The 20,719-nt window shown below is 68.1% G+C and carries 15 protein-coding genes and 1 tRNA gene; 6 read left to right on the top strand and 10 right to left on the bottom strand.

The genetic code is table 11. The features are described from left to right. Positions 1-3: 3 nt before the first annotated feature. Together E0500_RS22985 and E0500_RS22980 are read right to left on the bottom strand one after the other, a co-directional pair. Positions 4-1,038, bottom strand: a complete 1,035-nt coding sequence (locus E0500_RS22985; protein ID WP_131567999.1) for a zinc-binding dehydrogenase — start codon at positions 1,036-1,038, stop codon at positions 4-6. Positions 1,039-1,098: 60 nt separating this feature from the next. Next, positions 1,099-1,713: a TetR family transcriptional regulator gene (locus tag E0500_RS22980; protein WP_165935126.1), complete on the bottom strand. Its 615-nt coding sequence runs from the start codon at positions 1,711-1,713 to the stop codon at positions 1,099-1,101. Positions 1,714-2,564: 851 nt separating this feature from the next. Here E0500_RS22980 and E0500_RS44040 point away from each other — a divergent pair. Further along, complete coding sequence (locus tag E0500_RS44040; RefSeq protein ID WP_258572899.1) at positions 2,565-3,620, top strand: hypothetical protein; 1,056 nt, start codon at positions 2,565-2,567, stop codon at positions 3,618-3,620. Between the two features lie 159 nt (positions 3,621-3,779). On the opposite strand, the gene E0500_RS22970 is transcribed toward E0500_RS44040, so the two are convergent. From E0500_RS22970 to sucC, 5 genes are all read right to left on the bottom strand, one after another. Next, positions 3,780-4,235: a recombinase family protein gene (locus E0500_RS22970; RefSeq protein WP_220140579.1), complete on the bottom strand. Its 456-nt coding sequence runs from the start codon at positions 4,233-4,235 to the stop codon at positions 3,780-3,782. Between the two features lie 57 nt (positions 4,236-4,292). Beyond that, a tRNA-Leu gene (locus tag E0500_RS22965) sits at positions 4,293-4,377 on the bottom strand. A gap of 193 nt (positions 4,378-4,570) precedes the next feature. Next, on the bottom strand, positions 4,571-6,112 hold the full coding sequence (locus E0500_RS22960; protein ID WP_131567994.1) for an aldehyde dehydrogenase family protein: 1,542 nt from the start codon (positions 6,110-6,112) through the stop codon (positions 4,571-4,573). Between the two features lie 345 nt (positions 6,113-6,457). Continuing rightward, positions 6,458-7,360 (bottom strand): succinate--CoA ligase subunit alpha, encoded by a 903-nt coding sequence (sucD, locus tag E0500_RS22955; protein WP_131567992.1) that lies wholly within the window; start codon positions 7,358-7,360, stop codon positions 6,458-6,460. A gap of 11 nt (positions 7,361-7,371) precedes the next feature. Beyond that, positions 7,372-8,502: an ADP-forming succinate--CoA ligase subunit beta gene (gene sucC / locus E0500_RS22950; protein ID WP_131567990.1), complete on the bottom strand. Its 1,131-nt coding sequence runs from the start codon at positions 8,500-8,502 to the stop codon at positions 7,372-7,374. A 224-nt stretch (positions 8,503-8,726) separates the two neighbouring features. Between sucC and E0500_RS22945 the strand changes: the two genes are divergently transcribed. From E0500_RS22945 to E0500_RS22925, 5 genes are all read left to right on the top strand, one after another. Continuing rightward, the gene (locus E0500_RS22945; RefSeq protein WP_131567988.1) at positions 8,727-10,427 is read left to right on the top strand and encodes a thiamine pyrophosphate-binding protein; all 1,701 of its coding nucleotides are present in this window, start codon (positions 8,727-8,729) and stop codon (positions 10,425-10,427) included. Positions 10,428-10,437: 10 nt separating this feature from the next. Further along, the gene (gene frc / locus E0500_RS22940; RefSeq protein ID WP_181587102.1) at positions 10,438-11,673 is read left to right on the top strand and encodes a formyl-CoA transferase; all 1,236 of its coding nucleotides are present in this window, start codon (positions 10,438-10,440) and stop codon (positions 11,671-11,673) included. 4 nt (positions 11,674-11,677) lie between these two features. After that, positions 11,678-13,810 (top strand): acetate--CoA ligase family protein, encoded by a 2,133-nt coding sequence (locus tag E0500_RS22935; protein ID WP_131571969.1) that lies wholly within the window; start codon positions 11,678-11,680, stop codon positions 13,808-13,810. A gap of 174 nt (positions 13,811-13,984) precedes the next feature. After that, positions 13,985-15,373 carry an OFA family MFS transporter gene (locus E0500_RS22930; protein ID WP_131571968.1) on the top strand — a complete coding sequence of 463 codons (1,389 nt, stop codon included), beginning with the start codon at positions 13,985-13,987 and terminating at the stop codon, positions 15,371-15,373. A gap of 36 nt (positions 15,374-15,409) precedes the next feature. Next, positions 15,410-16,801, top strand: coding sequence for an OFA family MFS transporter (locus tag E0500_RS22925; protein ID WP_131571967.1), 1,392 nt, complete (start codon positions 15,410-15,412; stop codon positions 16,799-16,801). Between the two features lie 132 nt (positions 16,802-16,933). Here E0500_RS22925 and E0500_RS22920 read toward each other — a convergent pair whose 3' ends face one another. The 3 genes from E0500_RS22920 to eboE form a co-directional block, all read right to left on the bottom strand. Continuing rightward, a complete protein-coding gene (locus E0500_RS22920; protein ID WP_181587101.1) occupies positions 16,934-18,004 on the bottom strand; it encodes a sugar phosphate isomerase/epimerase in 1,071 nt (356 codons plus the stop codon). Positions 18,005-18,119: 115 nt separating this feature from the next. Then, positions 18,120-19,514 carry a nucleotide pyrophosphatase/phosphodiesterase family protein gene (locus tag E0500_RS22915; RefSeq protein WP_131570260.1) on the bottom strand — a complete coding sequence of 465 codons (1,395 nt, stop codon included), beginning with the start codon at positions 19,512-19,514 and terminating at the stop codon, positions 18,120-18,122. Beyond that, a complete protein-coding gene (gene eboE / locus E0500_RS22910; RefSeq protein ID WP_131570258.1) occupies positions 19,511-20,716 on the bottom strand; it encodes a metabolite traffic protein EboE in 1,206 nt (401 codons plus the stop codon). Before eboE ends, E0500_RS22915 begins: the two co-directional genes overlap by 4 nt. Positions 20,717-20,719 lie beyond the last annotated feature (3 nt).

Here is a 20,719-nt window from a genome sequence, read left to right as displayed (position 1 = left end):
CGGCTACTTCCCGGGATCCACCAGGACCTTGACGTAGTCGCGTCCGCGAGCCAGTTCCGCCAGGACGTCGGTGAGGCCGTCGAGGCCGATGGTCAGGTCGTGCAGGAGGTCGGTCCGCAGGCGCCCGGATGCGATCAGGTCGATCGTGATCGGGAACTCGTGGTTGAGGTGGGCGAGCGACGTGTCGATCGTGAGTTCCTTGCTCAGCCAGGTGAGGGGCGAGACACCGAAGGAACCCGACGCGGCACCCACGATCATGATCGTCGCACCGGGCCGGCACAGCTCCGTGGCGGCAGTGAACGCCGCCTGGTTGCCGGCGCAGTCGAACACGAGGTCCGCGCCCAGCCCGTTCGTCAGGTCCCGTACGGCCGACTGGGCTTCCTCGCCCGGCACCACGGCGGCATCGGCACCGAGGGAGACCGCGAGGGCACGACGGCGTCCCAGGGGTTCCGACACGATCACCCGCCGGGCACCGGCCAGGCGCAACAACTGCACCGCGAACAGCCCGACCGGCCCTGCGCCCAGCACCACCGCCGTCTCGCCCGGTCGGGGCGGGCGGCGGCGGACCGCGTGCAGGGCGACGGTGGCGGGCTCGACCATCGCCGCCTGGTCGTCGTCGACCGTGCCGGGGATGGGAACAAGCATCTCGGCGGGGACGGTGATCCGCTCGGCGTAGGCGCCGTGGAGCGGGGTGAGCGGATGGGTTCCGAAGGCGAGTGAGGTCAGGCCCTCGCATCGCTCGTCATGGCCGGCGCGGCACATCGCGCACCGCCGACAGGCCGGAGGCGTACCCGCGATCACCCGGTCGCCCTCGCCGAGGCCCGTGACACCGTCGCCGACCGCCAGCACCGTTCCGCCCCACTCATGCCCCGAGAGGAACGGCGGATACGGCTCTCCCTCTCTGAACGCCGTGACGTCGGACCCACATACCCCGCACCTGCCGATTCCTACGACGACCGTGCCGGGCCCGGCCGTCTCCGGCAGCGGGAAGTCCTTGAACTCGACCTGTTCGCGGCCGATGATGAGCGCTGCTCTCATGCTGTACCTCCAGCAGACGGGTCAGGGAAGCCCGCGGGCCGCAGCCGGGCGTCGGACGGGTCAGTCCGCGACCACGTCACGCAGGCGAGCGCAGGTGGTGCGGTAGACCTCGACCAGGTCGGCGTCGCCCTCCGGCGCCCGGCGTGAGGCCCACTCGTCGAACGCGGCGCGCAGTGTGGCACTCACGGTCTCGGCCATCACCCGGGCCCGCAGGTCCACGGTCTCGCTGCCGGTGGCGTCCGCTAGGAGCCTCAGGAACCGTTGACATTGTTCGACCTCCCGCCGCAGTGCCGCGCTGCGCAGGGCCATGTCCCGCATGAGCAGGCCGCCGACCCGCCGCATGCGGCTGAGCACGTCGGCCGGGATGGTGCTCAGATCGCCCAGGACTCCGACGATGACGTCCTCGATGTCGCGAAGGGTCAAGGACCCGGCTTTGGCACTGCCCAGACGAGCGACGAGAGCGGACTCGAAGGCCCGGTTCGGCCCCAGCGCCGCGTCCTCCTTCGTCGCGAAGTACCGGAAGAAGGTGCTCTGCGAGACGCCGGCCGCCGCCGCGATCTCCAGCACGGTCGTGCGCTCGTACCCCTGCCTCTCGAACAAGTCGAGGGCGGCGTCTTCGATGTCGGCCCTGGTTGCGAGCCGACGGCGTTCTCGGAGATCCGGCTTGCCAGTCACATTCATGACGGTAGCACGTGTCTAATTGACAGCGAACTTCAAGATGACAGTAACTCTCATCTCATCACCGTTTAGAGACATGGAAGCCGGACGGCCGGATTCGACCGGCTGCAGGACGATGAGCGCGCCGTGCACACGTCGGCCGTCACAGGAGACGACGCACACGACAGAAGACGCCTGGCACCAGGGCGCGGCCGCTGCGGCCGAAACTCGCACCCCTCGCCGAGCGGGTGAGCAGTCCTATGGGCATCCGGCGGCCGGTTCCCCTCTGGACTCCTCAGGCGCTTTCAGCCGAGACCGTGAACCGGGCCTCGTTGGCGGACAGTCCACGCGCGCCGGCCCGCGGCATGAAGTGCGGGTACGTCCGAAGTGTGAACACCGGATCGAAAGTGCCCCTCTTTCGATGCCCTCACCGCGGTCCTCGCCAAAGCTGAGACCGATGGCCACAACCCGAAGCAGCTCCTCCAGCAGGCCGCAGATCAGCGCGCCCTGGACGGCGCCCGCCGCCCCGCACGGGTACTGGCCTGGCGCGTGCAGCGCCTCAGCGCAAACTCGGCACCAAGCGCACGGGCCCGCGCAGCACACGCCCGCAGCACAGCACAGCACGCCGAGGCTCAGGGACACACTGGAGCGAGCGTCCCGACCTCGCAGCCGCCACGAGCGCGGCGGCGCTGATCGCGACCCTGTACGGCCTCTTCGCGTTGTCGCCGAGCACCTCTTGACAAGCTCTCACAGGGCGGGGCGTGAGTTGATGTCCATTCGGGTTGAGGCATCGGGGAGGCCTCGGAGGGCATAGGGACTCGTAATGACCGTTGGCCCGGGATGGGTGCGAATTCCGGAGGGGGAGAGGGTTGACCAAGGGGGATTTCGGCGGGCTCATCGTCGCAGCTTGGACACTGTCGATCTTGTTGCTGGTGACGACTGCGACGTCCCAGAGACACAGTAACCGGACGCTGCTGGAGCGCTTGTGGTGGAAGTGGGCAACCGGCCAGGCGAGAGAACGCCGTGCCGATCTTGAACGGATGATTGATATGAGTGACCACGCCACGCGCCCAGATCCACCCACGCTGGACTACTTACAGCGAGACGACGTTCTATTTCTGGCATCACAGAGAGTTTTCCTCGCGAAGCTGCGCGTACCGGCCGCAACGTCTGTCCCCGCGGGGGTCGTCCTTGCAGTCGCCGTAGCCAGCGGCAAGTCGCATGAATGGCAGGAAGCTTTCATCGTGGGTGTGCTGCTTTGGCCCATCGTGTTCACGATGGCGATTATGCAGCTTGTGGCCAATCAAGGCATGCAGCGGTGGACAACCGAGATCGTGACGGCCAGGGCCCGTGGAGCGTACGAAGCTCTGCTCAAGCCGCTTGCTGTGGCTGGGTGCGAGCCACTGCGGGAGTTCCCGTTTCGTGCCCCGCATGTTTCGGCTGTTCGGGCTTTGGAAGGTTTCGCCATCGCTTTGGAGCAGTACGCCTTACAGCGTGCCCTGCCAGATGGCCGTACTCCCATGCCGCAGGTCGTAGCTCACTACTCATCAGCCGCGGCCTTCGTCCGCGAACTTCGCGACGGCGTCGAACTCGACCGGCCCGATGAAGGGAAACGAGCTCTGCTCGAAATGGAGCGAATACTCAAGATCCTTACCGACGGTCGGATGCGGGACTTCGCCCCGGACCATGCCGCTTCTGAGCATCTTTTGGAACGCCGCCAACAACGGCAAGCTCGGCGGCGGCAAGCACTACGCCTGGCGGCGTTCACTGTCTGTGCCGCCGGGACCGGAGTCGTCTTCGCATTGGCGTCGCCAGCTCTGGGCATCGCCATCGTTACGGCCGTCGCTGCTGTCGTTGCTGCCTCATGGGACAGAAGCCTTCAGACCTCAACGACCCCGGATAGTATTCGACCTACGGGCGGCTAATCCCCTGCTTCAGAGGCCGCGCTATCTGGACCTACAAGATCCATTGTCAGGGTGTCCACTCCCAAGGATCAGCCTCAACCGCGTCGCTGCTTCGGAGGCAGCAAGGCCCCCAGCGAGCCCCCGTAATGCGTGGCCACCGAGCCTGCCTCCACCAGGTCCTCAGCCGACAGGACGACAAATCAACCATGCGACATCTCTATAAGGGACGTGCCCCCAGGGGATGGCGTCGCGTGTGAGCTGGGCGGCGACGGCGTTGTCGCTAATGCCGTCGACGTACATGGTGAATATCCGTTGCACGATAGGCGCGGCGACGGGGTCGGGCTGGAGTTTGTGGATGCGCTGGCCGGTGGCGGCTTTCGAAGAATCAAGGACTGCGAGCGGCGCCTTGCCCGCTACCAAGCAGCCCTCGAAGCCGGAGCCGACCCAGCCGTCGTCACCCAGTGGATCAACAACGCGCAGCAAGACAAGGAAGCGGCGCAGAAGAAGCTCGACGCACAACAGATCCCAAGGATGACTGAAAGCCTTGAAAATATTGCACAGCGTATCCATACGGCCGACGCCGACAAGAAAGGCCCACTCTACGAAGCCCCAGGCCTCACAATCAGTTACAAACACGCCACGAGGACCACGACCGTAAGGTCGAGGCCCTCGTCACCGTATCGTCAATGGTTGTGTCCGAGGGGGGACTTGAACCCCCACGCCCGATAAAGGGCACTAGCACCTCAAGCTAGCGCGTCTGCCATTCCGCCACCCGGACCAGGTGTCTGCCGCCTTGCCGGGGCTCTTCCCCGGGGCGACACGGACAACAATACCAAGGTTTCGGAGTGGCTCTCACCTGCATATAGGGGCCAGAGGTGGCGGTTGGCGGCGGCCGGACGTGCGGCTTTCACGCCTGGTGCACGCCCGGTCACGTTTCGCCTGATGTCACGGCAACCGTTGCCGTGTTCCCGTCAGGGCATGAGGTGATATTCCGGGAAGTTCCCTGGTAGCCGCTCCCCTGCCGGCCCCTGGGTCACCGCGCGCACGAGCAGCTCTCCGCCCACGAACGCGCCGCGCCAGGACGCGCCGAAGCCACCGAACAGCTCGTCACGGTCACCGCGGGAACGGGGCTTGCCGTGGCCGACCTTGAAGGCGCGTATCTGTGGGGCAAGACGGTCGAACGTCGTCTGGTCGTCCGTGGACAGCGTGGCGACCAGGGCGCCGTTCGACGCGTTCATGGCTGCGAGCAGCTCGGCCTCCGTGTCGACCAGGACGATCGTGTCGACCGGGCCGAATGGCTCCGCGTGGTGCAGGGGCGAGGACGGCGGCGGATTGAGGAGCGTGACCGGCTGGACGTACGCCGCCGTGTCCTGGCCGGGCAGGAAGCGGGCATCGGTCAGACTGCCGCGGTGGAGTGGGATCGCGCCGCGGTCCACCGCCTCCGTGACCTGGTCGGTCAGCTCCTTTGCCTTGGCCGCGTTGATGACGGGCCCGAAGTCCAGCGCCGGGTACCGGCCCTCGGGGTGCTCCACCGCCAGCGGATGGCCGACTCTCAGCGTCCGGACCGCGGGGAGGTAGGCCGCCAGGAACTCGTCGAACAGCGTGCGCTGGACGACGAAGCGCGGGTATGCGGTGCAGCGCTGCTTCCCGTAGTCGAAGAGTTTGGGGATGACGGCCGAGAGCGCTTCCCAGTCCGTGTAGTTCCAGATGCCCCAGGTGTTCAGTCCCTCCTGTTCGAGTACATGTCGTTTGCCGAGGTCGGCGACAGCCGTGGCTACGGCGGCGCCCGTGTCGCGGCCCCCGACGAAGGAGACGCAGCCGATCTCGGGTGCCCGCACCAGTGCCTCGGACAGCTCGCCTCCGCTGCCGCTGACGAGGGTGACGGGGATCCCTTCGCGTGCGGCGAGCGCGCCGGCCAGGGTGAGGCAGGCGACACCGCCGTCGGTCGGGGTCTTGGCGATGACCGCGTTGCCGGCCAGTGCCTGTACCAGCATTGCGTGAACGAGCACGCTCATCGGGTAGTTCCAGCTCGCGATGTTGGACACCGGGGCGTCCAGCGGCGCGCGGTCCTCGACCATGGGCTCGATGCCGTCGACGTACCAGCGCACGCCGTCGATGGCCCGGTCCACGTCGGCCTGTGCGAGGCGCCAGGGTTTGCCGATCTCCCACACGAGGAGCAGGGCGAGCAGTTCGCGGTGCTGGGTGAGGGCGTCGAGGGTGGCGGCGACGCGGGCGCGGCGTTCGTCGAGGGGGACGTGACGCCAGGCGCGGTGCTGGTCGAGTGAGGCGCGCACCGCCTGGTGGGCGGTGGCGGCGTCGATGCGGGGAGGGCCCGCGATGGGGCTGCCGTCGACGGGACTGGTGGCCGGGAGCGCCCGGCCGTCCGGCTGCCAGGCGGCGCCCCAGAGGTTGAGGACACGGTCGTCCCGGAAGGCCTCGGGGGCGACGGCGAGGCAGCGCTGCCAGGCGTCCGACCAGGAGGTTCCGGATTTCAGGGTGAGGGTGGTTGCCATTCGATTACTCCGCTCTCGGTGCACAGTCGAGAAGGAAAGGGCCCGAGGGGCCTTCCTTGGAGGGGCGGTGGCGGAAGAGGGGCGGGCAGAGTCGGGCATGGCTCGCCTCCCGTACCGGGAGCGCCTGACTGTCTGCCGGCGGGTACGGAGGCGTCGTACGGAAGAAGGCGGCGAGACTGCGTGGTGCCGCATGGTCACCGCGCTTCAACCGGGAGGGACGCTACGGTCCTTTTACTTGCGGTCCGTTCAGTTGCGGTCGATTCAGTCGGTTCGGTTCCGTTGAGGTCGTTCAGTTGGGGTCGTTCAGTTGGGGTCGTTCAGTTGGGGTCGTTCAGTTGGGGTCGTTCAGTTGGGGTCGGATCCCGCACGCTCGGTGTCCAGCCGGGCCAGCACCAGTCGCGCCGTCTCGGTCGGTGTGCCGCCCACCTGGACCCCGGCCGCCTCCAGTGCCTCCTTCTTCGCCTGAGCCGTGCCCGACGAGCCGGAGACGATCGCGCCCGCATGCCCCATCGTCCTGCCCTCGGGCGCCGTGAAGCCGGCGATGTAGCCGACGACGGGCTTGGTGACGTGGTCGCGGATGTACGCGGCGGCCCGCTCCTCGGCGTCGCCGCCGATCTCCCCGATCATCACGATGAGTTCGGTGTCCGGGTCGTCCTCGAAGGCGGCCAGGCAGTCGATGTGGGTGGTGCCGACGACCGGGTCGCCGCCGATGCCGACGCAGGTGGAGAAGCCGATGTCGCGGAGTTCGTACATCAGTTGGTAGGTCAGCGTGCCCGACTTGGACACCAGGCCGATGCGGCCGGGCTTGGTGATGTCGGCGGGGATGATGCCCGCGTTGGACTGGCCGGGCGTGATCAGCCCTGGGCAGTTGGGCCCGATGATGCGTGTGCTCTTCGACTGTGCGTAGGCGGTGAAGGCGACCGAGTCGTGGACCGGGATGCCCTCGGTGATGACGACGGCGAGGCCGATGCCGGCGTCGGCGGCCTCGACCACGGCGGCCTTGGCGAACGCGGGCGGTACGAAGACGACGGTCACGTCCGCGCCGGTCTCCTCGATGCCCTCGTAAACGGAGCCGAAGACGGGGACGGCGCGGTCGTCGAAGTCGACGGTGCGGCCCGCCTTGCGGGGGTTGACGCCGCCGACGACGTCCGTGCCGGCCGCGAGCATGCGGCGCGTGTGCTTCATGCCTTCGCCGCCGGTCATGCCCTGGACGAGGACCTTGCTCTCCTTGGTGAGGTAGATGGCCATGTCCGGTCTCCTTAGGCTGCGTTGGCGATGTCGGCGGCCCGTCGTGCGGCGCCGTCCATGGTGGTGGCCTGCTGGACCAGGGGGTGGGCGTGCCCGTCGAGGATGGCGCGGCCGCGGGCGGCGTTGTTGCCGTCGAGGCGCACGACCAGCGGTTTGGTCAGCTGGACGGTCTCCAGGGCCTGCACGATGCCGTCGGCGACCGCGTCGCAGGCGGTGATGCCGCCGAAGACGTTGACGAACACGGACTTCACGGCCGGGTCGGAGAGGATGACGGAGAGGCCGTCGGCCATGATCTGGGCGCTCGCTCCACCGCCGATGTCGAGGAAGTTGGCGGGTCGGGCACCGCAGCCGGCGACCACGTCGAGGGTCGACATGACGAGGCCCGCGCCGTTGCCGATGATGCCGACCTCGCCGTCCAACTTCACGTAGTTGAGGCCCTTGGCTGCGGCCGCGGCCTCCAGGGGATCGTCGTGCGCGGCGGCCTCATCGCCCCAACGGGCCTGCCGGAAGTGCGCGTTGTCGTCGAGGGTGACCTTGCCGTCGAGGGCGAGGATCTGCCCCTGCGCGGTACGGACGAGGGGGTTCACCTCGACGAGTACGGCGTCCTCACGGACGAGGACATCCCAGAGCCGCACGAGGACGTCGACGGCCTGCGGTGGCAGTCCGGCGGCCTCGGCGATGTGCGCGGCCTTCGCCGCTGTCACGCCCTCGGCCGAGTCGACGGGGATGCGCGCGACCGCCTCCGGCCTGGTCGCGGCCACCTCCTCGATCTCCACGCCGCCCTCGGCCGAGGCGATGGCCAGGAAGTGGCCGGCCGCGCGGTCGAGAACGTAGCTGACGTAGAACTCGCGCTCGATGTCGACAGGCTGGGCCAGCATCACCTTGCCGACCGTGTGGCCCTTGATGTCCATACCGAGGATCTGGCGGGCCGTCAGTTCGGTGGCGGCGGGGTCGGCTGCGAGCTTCACTCCGCCCGCCTTGCCACGGCCTCCCGTCTTCACCTGGGCCTTGACCACGACGCGTCCGCCGAGCCTGCGGGCGATCTCCCGCGCCTCCTTGGGCGAGTCGGTGACCTCCGCCCGTGGCACCAAGATGCCGTATTCCTCGAAGAGTTCCCTTGCCTGGTGTTCGAACAGGTCCATTCCGGCTCCTGACCACTGAGTCATCTGGGAGGGCCAACCACCAAGCCCTCGTAAAGTGCCGCACGCCCCCTGGACACCACCCACCGGATGCGGGATAACAAGCTTCATACAGTATTCGTCGACTGTATGCAATCTATCGCGACAGGATCCACGAGCACCATGTGAATGGCGTGTGAGCTGCGCAAACACGCGCCCGATCCCCTACGGAGGGACAGGACTTCGCTATGCCCGACGACAACGGCCAGAACCTCATCTCCGGTGGGCACCTGGTCGCCAAGGCACTCAAAGCGGAGGGTGTGGAGGTCATCTACACCTTGTGCGGCGGCCACATCATCGACATCTACGACGGCTGCGTCGACGAAGGCATAGAGGTCGTCGACGTACGCCACGAGCAGGTCGCCGCCCACGCCGCCGACGGCTACGCACGCATCACCGGCAAGCCCGGCTGTGCCGTCGTCACCGCGGGCCCCGGGACGACCGACGCCGTGACCGGTGTCGCCAACGCCTTCCGCGCGGAGTCGCCGATGCTGCTGATCGGCGGCCAGGGAGCCCTCACCCAGCACAAGATGGGGTCCCTGCAGGACCTCCCGCACGTCGACATGATGACCCCGATCACCAAGTTCGCGGCGACCGTGCCGGACACGGCGCGCGCGGCGGACATGGTGTCGATGGCCTTCCGCGAGTGCTACCACGGCGCGCCCGGCCCCTCCTTCCTGGAGATCCCGCGCGACGTACTGGACGCCAAGGTGCCCGCGGAGAAGGCGCGTGTGCCGAAGGCCGGTGCCTACCGCGCCTCCACCCGCTCGGCCGGCGACCCCGAGGCCATCGAGAAGCTCGCCGACCTGCTCGTGCACGCCGAGAAGCCCGCCATCCTGCTGGGCAGCCAGGTGTGGACGACCCGTGGCACCGAGGAGGCCATCGACCTCGTACGGACCCTCAACATCCCCGCGTACATGAACGGCGCCGGCCGCGGCACCCTCCCGCCCGGGGACCCGCACCACTTCCAGCTCTCCCGCCGGTACGCCTTCTCGAACGCCGACGTCATCGTCATCGTCGGCACGCCCTTCGACTTCCGCATGGGCTACGGCAAGCGGCTCTCGCAGGACGCGACCGTCGTACAGATCGACCTCGACTACCGGACCGTCGGCAAGAACCGCGACATCGACCTCGGGATCGTGGGCGACGCCGGACTGGTCCTGAAGTCGGTGACCGAGGCCGTCTCCGGGCACGCTCTCAATGGATACAGCAACGGGGGCGCGTCGAAGCGCAAGGAGTGGCTCGACGAGCTGCGCGCCGCCGAGCAGACGGCCATCGAGAAGCGGCTGCCCAGCCTCAAGTCGGAGGCCTCACCCATCCACCCGTACCGGCTGGTCAGTGAGATCAACGACTTCCTCACCGAGGACTCCATCTACATCGGCGACGGCGGCGACATCGTCACCTTCTCCGGTCAGGTCGTGCAGCCCAAGTCGCCCGGCCACTGGATGGACCCGGGCCCCCTGGGCACCCTCGGCGTCGGCGTCCCCTTCGTGCTCGCGGCCAAGCAGGCGCGGCCCGACAAGGAAGTGGTCGCCCTCTTCGGTGACGGCGCCTTCTCCCTCACCGGCTGGGACTTCGAGACCCTCGTCCGCTACAACCTCCCCTTCGTCGGCATCGTCGGCAACAACTCCTCCATGAACCAGATCCGCTACGGCCAGAAGGCCAAGTACGGCGAGGAGCGCGAGCGGGTCGGCAACACCCTCGGTGACGTCCAGTACGACAAGTTCGCGCAGATTCTGGGCGGTTACGGCGAGGAGGTCCGTGACCCCGCCGACATCGGCCCCGCGCTCCGCCGCGCCCGCGAGTCCGGTAAGCCGTCGCTGATCAACGTCTGGGTCGACCCGGACGCGTACGCCCCCGGAACCATGAACCAGACGATGTACAAGTGAGGTGCCCCCGATGACAGGAACCAAGGCCCTCGAAGGCATCCGCGTCCTGGACATGACGCATGTCCAGTCCGGGCCGTCCGCGACCCAGCTGCTCGCGTGGCTCGGCGCGGACGTCGTGAAGCTGGAAGCGCCGACCGGTGACATCACGCGCAAGCAGCTGCGTGACCTCCCGGACGTCGACTCCCTCTACTTCACGATGCTCAACTGCAACAAGCGGAGCATCACCCTCAACACCAAGACCGAGCGCGGCAAAGAACTTCTCACCGAGCTGATCCGGCGTTCCGACGTCATGGTCGAGAACTTCGGACCGGGCGCGGTCGACCGCATGGGGTTCACCTGGGACCGCATCCAGGAGATCAATCCGCGGATCGTCTATGCCTCCATCAAGGGGTTCGGCGACGGCCCGTACACCAACTTCAAGGCGTACGAGGTCGTCGCGCAGGCCATGGGCGGGTCGATGTCGACCACCGGGTTCGAGGACGGGCCGCCGCTGGCGACGGGGGCCCAGATCGGAGACTCGGGCACGGGCATCCACGCCGTGGCGGGGATTCTCGCGGCGCTGTTCCAGCGGGAGAACACCGGGCGCGGTCAGCGGGTCAATGTGGCCATGCAGCACGCCGTGCTCAACCTCTGCCGGGTGAAGCTGCGCGATCAGCAGCGCCTGGCCCATGGCCCGCTCGCTGAATATCCCAACGAGGACTTCGGCACGGAAGTTCCCCGCTCGGGAAACGCCTCCGGTGGCGGCCAGCCCGGCTGGGCGGTCAAGTGCGCGCCGGGCGGCCCGAACGACTACGTGTACGTCATCGTGCAGCCCGTCGGCTGGAAGCCGGTCAGCGAGCTCATCGGCCGGCCCGAGCTGGCCGACGACCCCGAGTGGTCGACCCCCGAGGCCCGGCTGCCGAAGCTGAACAAGATGTTCCAACTGATCGAGGAGTGGTCGTCCACGCTCCCCAAGTGGGAGGTGCTGGAGAAGCTCAACGCCCACAACATCCCGTGCGGGCCGATCCTGTCCACCAAGGAGATCATCGAGGACCCGTCACTGGCCGACAACGAGATGGTCGTCAAGGTGCCGCACCCCGAGCGGGGCGAGTTCGTGACCGTGGGCAGTCCGCTGAAGCTCTCCGACTCCCCCGTGGACGTGACCAGTTCGCCGCTGCTCGGCGAGCACAACGAAGAGGTCTTCGTCGGCGAGCTCGGCCTCGGCGACGAGGAGCTGCGCATGCTCAAGTCGAACGGAGTGATCTGAATTGATGGCCGAAGACCGGGTGCTGAGGGTGCGTACGCTCCTCGACGCCGTACGGGCCGAGGGCCGCAGCGCACTCACCGCGCCCGAGGGCAAGGTGATCGCCGACGCGTACGGGATCGCCGTTCCGGGTGAGGAGCTGGCGAGGGACGTCGACGAGGCGGTGGCGTACGCAGCGCGCTTCGGCGGGCCGGTCGTCATGAAGATCGTCTCGCCCGACATCCTGCACAAGACCGACGCGGGCGGCGTGATCGTCGGGGTGGAGGGTTCCGCCGACGTGCGGGCCGCCTTCCACAAGATCGTCGAGAACGCACGGGCGTACGACCCGCAGGCGCGCATCGAGGGCGTGCAGGTCCAGGAACTGCTGCCCCAGGGGCAGGAGGTCATCGTCGGGGCGGTCACCGATCCGACGTTCGGGAAGGTCGTGGCCTTCGGACTCGGCGGGGTGCTGGTCGAGGTCCTCAAGGACGTGACCTTCCGGCTGGCTCCCGTGTCCACCGACGAGGCCCTGTCGATGCTGGACTCGATCCGCTCGGCGGAGATCCTGCACGGGGTGCGCGGCAGCGCGGCCGTGGACCGGTGGGCGATCGCCGAACAGATCCGCCGGGTCTCCGAACTCGTCGCGGACTTCCCGGAGATCGCCGAGGTGGACCTCAACCCGGTGATCGCCACTCCGGAGGGCGCGGTCGCTGCGGACATCCGCGTGATCCTCGCGGACTCGGTGCCGACGCCACGGCGCACCTACACGCGCGAGGAGATCCTCATCTCCATGCGTCGCCTTATGCAGCCCTCCTCGGTCGCCGTGATCGGCGCCTCCAACGAGCAGGGCAAGATCGGCAACTCGGTGATGCGCAACCTCATCGACGGCGGCTTCTCCGGGGAGATCCATCCGGTGAACCCCAAGGCCGATGACATTCTGGGCCGCAAGGCGTACAAGAGTGTCACGGATGTTCCCGGTGAGGTGGATGTGGCGGTCTTCGCGATCCCCGCCAAGTTCGTGGCCTCGGCCCTGGAGGAGGTGGGACGCAAGAAGATCCCCAACGCCGTACTGATCCCCTCCGGGTTCGCGGAGACCGGCGAGCACGAGTTGCAGGCCGAGATCGTGGCGATCGCCGAGCGGCACGGCACCCGGCTGCTCGGACCGAACATCTACGGCTACTACTCGACCTGGCAGGACCTGTGCGCCACGTTCTGCACCCCGTACGACGTCAAGGGCGGTGTCGCGCTGACCTCGCAGTCCGGTGGCATCGGAATGGCCATCCTGGGCTTCGCGCGCACCACGAAGACGGGCGTGTCGGCGATCGTCGGGCTCGGCAACAAGTCCGACCTGGACGAGGACGACCTGCTCACCTGGTTCGGTGAGGACCCGAACACCCAGTGCATCGCCATGCACCTGGAGGACCTCAAGGACGGGCGCGCCTTCGTCGAGGCGGCGCGGGCCACCGTGCCGAAGAAGCCGGTCGTGGTCCTGAAGGCTGGCCGTACGGCGGCCGGAGCGAAGGCGGCGGGCTCGCACACGGGCGCGCTGGCCGGCGACGACGCCGTGTACGACGACATCCTGAAGCAGGCCGGTGTCATCCGGGCGCCCGGGCTGAACGAAATGCTGGAGTACGCGCGCGCGTTGCCGGTGCTTCCGGCGCCGCAGGGCGACAACGTCGTGATCATCACGGGCGCCGGCGGCAGCGGCGTCCTGCTGTCCGACGCGGTCACCGACAACGGGCTCTCCCTGATGGAGATCCCGCCGGACCTGGACGAGTCCTTCAGGAAGTTCATCCCGCCCTTCGGGGCCGCGGGCAACCCCGTGGACATCACCGGGGGCGAGCCGCCGTCGACGTATGAGGCGACGATCCGGCTGGGGCTTGAGGACCCGCGCATCCACGCGCTCGTCCTCGGCTACTGGCACACCATCGTGACCCCTCCCATGGTCTTCGCCGAGCTCACCGCGCGCGTGGTGGCCGAATTCCGCGAGCGCGGCATCAGCAAGCCCGTGGTGGCGTCACTCGCGGGCGACGTGGAGGTCGAGGAGGCGTGCCAGTACCTCTTCGAGCGAGGGGTCGTGGCGTACCCGTACACGACCGAGAAGCCGGTGGCCGTGCTCGGCGCGAAGTACCGGTGGGCGCGGGCGGCGGGCCTGCTGTGATCGGCAGGGGCCGCCGAGGGCCGATATCAGGAGTGTCGGGAGGCGGTAAATGAGGTGAGTTAGCGCGGGGCGGCCGACGGTGCGCGTCGGCCGCCCCAGGACCCAAGCGCACACGAAAGGCATTGGACAGGGGGCGCTGGCCAGAACTTTCGACGCAAGGGGTGCTTTCGCGATATGACAACCACCGACCTGACGACGTCCGTCCCTTACAGGGAGGTGACGGACCGCAACGGCCGCCTGTACCGCATCGGTGAGACCGACCGGGACATCATGGGGCGACCACGCTGGACCATGGTGCTCTTCCCCTGGATGGGAATGCTGGGCATCAGTTCCTCGGAGTACGCGTTCACCTCCGCCGAGGAGACCCTGAGCGAGGCCCACCTGTGGAACAGTGGGCACATCTTCTGGCTGATGGGCGTCTGGGTGTTCTTCCAGGCCGCCGTCGCCTTCCCGGCGGGGCAGTTGCGCGAGAGCGGCAAGCTGCCGGCACGGTACGCGATGATGCTCGGCGCGTTCGGCACCATCTGCGGCTATGTGTCGCTGGCGTACGCGCCGAACGTGCTCGTCGCGTACATCGGCTTCGGCATGTTCAGCGGCATCGGCGCCGGCCTCGTCTACGCGACCTGCGTGAACATGGTCGGCAAGTGGTATCCGGAGCGCAAGGGCGGCAAAACCGGCATGGTCAACGGCGGCTTCGCCTACGGCTCGGTGCCCTTCGTGTTCCTGTTCACCTCGTACATGGACCTCAGCAACTACCAGGGCGTCCTGGTGATGGTGGGGCTCATCTGCTGCGCCGTCGTGGCCTTCGCGGGGTGGTTCTTCAAGGACCCGCCGAAGAACTGGTGGCCGCCGCACGTCGACCCGCTGAAGCAGACCGACGACCCGAAGATCCGGCGGGCCCTGGAGAAGAACCCTCCGGCGGTGAAGCAGTACACCCCGAGGGAGGCAGCCCGCACACCCGTCCTGTGGATGATGTGGTTCTGTCTGCTGTGCACGGCCGGAATCAACATCTTCGGTATCGCCTTCCAGGTGCCGTTCGGCAAGGACATGGGCTTCGCGGGCGGAATCGTGGCCACGGCGATGTCCCTGAAGGCCATCGTCAACGGCACGGGACGCGGTGTGATCGGCTGGATCTCCGACCGCTTCGGTCGGCGCAACACTCTGATCATCGTGTGCGTCGTGCTGGGCACCGCCCAGTTCGGTGTGCTCGTCTCCGGCCAGATGGGCAGTATGCCGTTCTTCCTGTTCTGCTCCATGGTGTCCGGGTTCGGCGGCGGCGCGATCTTCCCGCTGTTCGCGGCCATGACGGCGGACTACTTCGGTGAGAACAACAACGCCTCCAACTACGGCATGGTCTACAGCTCGAAGCTCATCTCCGGTCTCGTGGGCTCCGGCATGGGCGCGGTCGTGGTGAGCGCCTGGGACTACGAGGGCGCGTTCGTGCTGGCCGGCTCCATCGGTCTCGCATCGGCCGTCCTCGCGCTGTTCCTGAAGTCACCGGACAGGCCGCGTACCCGGGGCATCGCGCCCAACCCGCAGCCTCTGGGTGAGGAGATGGCCTGACATGACCGTTGGTCAGACAGGGCAGGGGGACCGGACATGACGGCCGAGCCCCTCGCCCGAGGTACGACCGACAGTACGCAGTACCGCGAAATCACCGACCTCAGGGGGCGCGTCTACCGAGTTGGAGAATCGGACCGGCAGATCCTCGGGCTGCCGAGGTGGACGATGGTGGCCCTGCCGTGGGCGGCCATGCTCGCCATCAGCGTCTTCGAGTACGCCTTCGGGGCCGCCGAGGACACCCTCTCCCGGGCCCACCACTGGTCCTCGACCAACACCTTCTGGGTGCTGAGCGTGTGGATCTTCTTCCAGGCGGGGGTCTCCTTCCCCGCCGGAAAGCTCCGTGAGAAGGGCATCCTCAGCAGTCGGGCCGCGATGGTCACGGGATCGTTCTGCTCGCTGATCGGTTTTGTGAGCCTGAGTCACGCGCCGAACGTCGGGACGGCCCTGCTGGGCTTCGGTGTTCTGGGCGGGCTCGGTTCCGGACTGATCTACTCGACCTGCGTGAACATGGTCGGCAAGTGGTATCCGGAGCGCAGGGGCGGCAAGACAGGGCTGGTGAACGGCGCGTTCGCGTATGGGGCCGTGCCATTCATTTTCCTGTTCTCGTATGGCTTCAACACATCCAACTACCGTACGGTGCTGGACCTCGTCGGGTTCTACGTGCTGGCGGTCACCCTGGTGTCGGGGCTGTTCTTCAAGGACCCGCCGAAGAACTGGTGGCCGGAGCAGGTGGACCCGCTGAACCGGGCGGGTGACGCCAAGTCGTCCGCCGCACTGGCCAAGAACCCGCCTGCCTCGCGCCAGTACACGCCGGGCGAGGCGCTGCGGACCGGCGTCGTCCCGCTCATGTGGTTCTGCATGCTGTGCTGTGCGGGCGTGTCCATCTTCGGTATCTCCTTTCAGGTGCCGTTCGCCAAGGAAATGGGTTTCGGTCCGCTGGTCGCTGCGTCCTCCATGGGCGTGATGTCCGTCATCAACGGCACGGGCCGGGGCGTCGTCGGCTGGCTGTCCGACCGGCTCGGCCGGCGCACGACGCTCACGTACGTCTGTCTCGTCCTCGCGGTGGCCCAGTTCGGGGTGCTGTGGGCGGGCGAGATCCGCAACGAACCGCTCTTCCTGGGTTTCGCGTTCCTCTCCGGCTTCGGCGGAGGCGCGTTCTACCCCTTGTTCGCCGCACTCGTCCCCGACTACTTCGGCGAGAACAACAACGCCTCCAACTACGGCATGGTCTACAGCGCCAAGCTCGTCAGCGGTCTCTTCGGCGGCGGCCTGGGCGCCGTGGTCATCGGCGCGTGGGGCTTTGTGGGCGCGTACACGACGGCCGGGGTGGTGTCCCTGGTCGCCGCCGGTCTCTCCCTGCTGCTGCGACAGCCGGGCGGTCCCACGAAGGGAGGGGTGTTCCGGCGGACCGCGGACGCGACCACCTGACGCTCCAGGCATGAAGCGGCCGTCCAGTGGCCCCATACCACTGGACGGCCGCTTCGTGTGTGCCGGGTACACCTGCCGTGCCGGATGACTCCCTGCCGTGCCGGGTGACCCTCTGTTATGCCGGTGGTGCCGTCAGCAGTTCTCCCTCAGCGAGTGCAGGTGCGCGCTGGAGCGGCGGGCGAAGGAGAGCGAGTCGGTGGGGTTGTCGTGCTCGGCCTGCCAGTGGTGGGCGAGGCGGTGCCCCTGGAGGCGGGTGACCGCCGAGATGAATCGCTGGTAGTCGATGTCGCCGTCGCCGACGTCGACCATGCGGTAGCCGTAGGGGTTGGACGGGTCGCTCTCGCCGTCCTTGACGTGGAAGAGCGGGTAGCGGTCCGGCTGCTTGAGGACGTAGTCGATGGGCTCGAAGGGAGCGGCGGTGCCGTCGGGCCGCTTGGAGAAACGGAACTGGGCGACATAGGCCCAGTAGATGTCCATCTCCAAGTAGACCAGGTCGGGGTCGGTCTCGGCGAGCAGCACGTCGTAGAGGCGGACCTTGGGGTTGTCGGTGGCGAAGGAGAACTCTTCGGAGTGGTTGTGCTGGTAGAACTTCATGCCCCGTGCCCTGGCCGCCGCTCCGTAGGTGTTGAACTCCTCGGCGGCGCGCTTCCACGCGTCGACGGTCGAGCCGTAGCGGAACGGGCCGGAAGCGGTACCGATGTGCTTCAGGCCGAGGGCCTGGGCGTCGTCGAGGACCTTGTCCAGATTCTGCGCGAACGTGTACGCGTTGGGGTCGCTGGAGTAGTAGCCGACGTGGCTGCCGATCGGGTTCAGGCCGTGGTTGCGGGCCAGGCGCTTGAGCTGGGCGAGCGTGATGGGACCCGCGGAGCCCTGCGTGTAGCCGGCGAACTCGACCTCGTCGTACCCGTACTTCTCCAGTTCGGCGAAGACAGGCGCGAAACCGAGCGTGGAGACCTTGTCCCGCAGGCTGTACAGCTGGATGCCGAGCCGCCCGGGCGGCAGGACGGGACGGCCCCGGCCCGCGGCCCCGGCCGTGACAGAAGTGGCGGCCGAGGCGGGAGACGCGGCCGTACCCAGGAGAGCGGCGGCCGTGGCGCCCGCGGCCACGCCGAGCATGCCTCTTCGGCTCAGGCGGTGGGAAAGTTCGGGATCGTGGTCCTTGCTGGTGGCAGCCGTGCTGCTGGAGCGGATCAAGCGGCTCATGCCTGGAACTCCTCGGTGTTGTGGGGCGTTGTCAGTGGTGAGTGCTTCACTTGTGATCAGTCGGAAGAGACCGGTCGGGTGGGACCGCGGGCCATGGCGTGCCCGTCGGCGCCGATCAGTCGAGACCGGCGAGGTGGAGCAGCAGTGGTTTCACATCGGTGGCCGCGAGGCGGCCGTCGACAGCGCGGGGGGTGGAGCAGATGATGAGCGGACCGTCGTCGTCGCTCAGGGGAAGGCGGCCGTGGCTGCCGCGAATAGGTGACGGGTCCAGGGGCACGACCGCCATGCGGTAGCGCATGCCGAGTTTCTTGCGGGCGAGTGCCGTGGCCGCCTTGAGTTTTACGTAGGGGTCGAGCGGATCCATGAACAACTCGACCGGGTCGTAGCCGGGTTTGCGGTGGATCTCGACGAGCTGTGCGAAGTCGGGCGCGCGGGCGTCGTCGAGCCAGTAGTAGTACGTGAACCAGGCGTCCGGCTCCGCGACGGCGACGAGTTCGCCGGAGCGCGGGTGGTCCAGGTGGTGGGTCTTCTTGCCCTCGTCGTCGAGGAGTTGCTCGATGCCGGGCAGGTCGGCGAGTGCTGCCCTGGTCGCCTCCAGGTCCTCGGGGCGGCGTACGTAGACGTGGGCGATCTGGTGGTCGGCGACCGCGAAGGCACGGGAGGCCATCGGGTCGAGGTACTCCATGCCGTCCTGCGTGTGCACTTCGAGGAGGCCGGCACGGCGCAGTGCGCGGTTGATGTCGACGGGACGGCTCACACGGGTGATGCCGTACTCGGACAGCGCGACGACGGTACGGCCCTCCGCGCGGGCGTCGTCGAGGAGAGGGGCGAGCGCGGTGTCCAGGTCGGTGGCCGCTTTCAGGGAGCGCGGGTCGTCGGGGCCGTAGCGCTGCAGGTCGTAGTCGAGATGAGGGAGGTAGCAGAGAGTCAGATCCGGGTGCCGGGTGCGGATGATGTGGCGGGTCGCGTCGATGATCCAGCGGCTGGAGTCGAGACCGGCGCCGGGCCCCCAGAAGTGGAAAAGCGGGAACGTGCCGAGTTTCGCCGTGAGTTCGTCGTGCAGGGCCGGGGGCCGGGTGTAGCAGTCGGGTTCCTTGCGGCCGTCGGAGTAGTAGATCGGACGGGGGGTGACAGTGATGTCGGTGTCCGCGCCCATGGCGTACCACCAGCAGATATTGGCGACCGTGTAGCCGGGGTGGGCGCGGCGGGCGGCGTCCCACAGCTTGTCCCCGGCGACGAGGCCGTTGTGCTGGCGCCAGAGAAGGACGTCGCCGAGCTCGCGGAAGTACCAGCCATTGCCGACGATGCCGTGCTCGGCGGGGAACGTGCCGGTCAGGAACGTGGACTGGGCGGCGCAGGTGACGGCGGGCAGGACGGTGCCGAGGTGGGCACGGGAGCCGGACTGGCCGAGGGTCTTGAGGTGGGGCATGTGGTCGAGGAGCCGCGGGGTGAGGCCGACGACGTCCAGGACGAGGAGAGGAGTGGGCCCCGCTTCGGGGTGAGGGGTCACGGCAGCTCCTTGAGGCCGAGGTCCGTCAACAGGTCACGGGCGAGGGCGAGTTCGGCGGCGATGCCCTCGGCGAGCTGAGCGCGGCCGCGAGGGCGCAGCTCGGGTGGAAGGGCCTGCCAGGTGTAGGTCTCCACCTCCAGATGCCGGGTGAGTGGATGGGCGCCGCCCACGAGGCGGGTCAGGGCGGTGCGGAGTTCGGGGAGGGTGGAGGTGAGGGGCGCGGCGGGAGCCGCGTGCAGCGGGACGTGGAAGTGGGCACGCCACGGCGAGGCGTCGGGCAGGGCGTCGCCCGTGAGGGCCTCACCCAGGTCGTCGGTGCCGCGCAGTCCCGCGGAGATGGGGGTCCCTCCCGCTCGAACGGAGTTGAGAGCGGGGGAGGTGCGGGTCTGGTGCAGGAAGCGGGGCTCGTCGAAGGCGGCGAGTGCCTCACGGACGTCGGGGAGATGGGGGTGTTCGGCGTGCAGGGCGGCTGACAGCTGGGACTTCACGATGGGGACGTGGGCGCGGGTGAGGGCGTCCATCGCGGTGTGCGGATCTTCGAAGGAGGTGGCGAGGTGGCAGGTGTCGACGCAGATACCGATGCGATCGTGTCCGATCGCGGTGAGCGGGCCGATGGCGTCGGCGGTGGTCTCGACGGTGCATCCGGGTTCGGGTTCCAGGCCGACGCGGATGGAACGGCCGGTCAGCTCGTACAGGGCGTCAAGGCGTTCGGCGAGGGTGGTCAGTGCTTCGTGGGCGCGGGCGGCACGGTCGTCGTCATACGCGGTGTGCCAGGCCAGCGGCAGGGTCGAGATGGTGCCCTCGATGGCGTCGTCGGGGAGGAGCCCCGCGAGGACGCGGGCCAGGGCCGTGGTGTGGTCGAGGCGTTCCGGGTCGGCCCAGTCCGGCTTGTAGACGCGGTACTTGACCTCTTCGGCGCCGAATCCCTCATAGGGGAAGCCGTTGAGGGTGACAACCTCAAGGCCGCGGCGGTCGAGTTCGGTGCGCAGCCCGCGCAGGGCGGACGGGTCGGTGACGAGGGCGTGGGCGGCATCCTTCGCGAGCCACAGCCCGATGCCGAGGCGGTCGCGGCCGAGCCTGCGGCGCACGGGTTCGCAGTGGTCGCGGAGCTGGGCGAGAACGCCGTCGAGGGTCTCGGCGGGGTGGACGTTGGTGCAGTAGGCGAGGTGGACGGTGGAGCCGTCGGGGTGGCGGAAGCGCATCGC

Origin of the sequence: Streptomyces sp. KM273126 (genome assembly GCF_004337435.2) — a bacterium.
GTDB lineage: Bacteria > Actinomycetota > Actinomycetes > Streptomycetales > Streptomycetaceae > Streptomyces > Streptomyces acidicola.
The sequence above is the reverse complement of the archived record's forward strand: the minus strand, read 5'-3'. Positions and strand labels throughout refer to the sequence as shown.